Raw genomic sequence first — 228 nt, 5'->3', positions numbered from 1 at the left:
TTTCACTTACTGACGTTGAGTTACTCATGCTCGTAGAGTCGCTCTCACTTACTGATGTTGAGTTACTCATGCTCGTAGAGTCGCTCTCGCTTACTGACGTTGAGTTACTCATTGAAGTAGAGTCACTTTCACTTACTGATGTTGAGTTACTCATGCTCGTAGAGTCGCTCTCGCTTACTGACGTTGAGTTACTCATGCTCGTAGAGTCACTTTCACTTACTGACGTTG

General features: G+C 44.3%; 1 pseudogene. It reads left to right on the top strand.

Annotated features, from left to right (window positions below):
• A pseudogene (locus tag TP70_RS12925) lies at window positions 1-228 on the top strand (hypothetical protein); the annotation flags it as partial.

The sequence above is a fragment of the Staphylococcus microti genome (genome assembly GCF_000934465.1).
In the GTDB taxonomy this organism is placed as follows: Bacteria; Bacillota; Bacilli; order Staphylococcales; family Staphylococcaceae; genus Staphylococcus; species Staphylococcus microti.
This window is presented reverse-complemented; position numbering and strand designations above follow the sequence as displayed.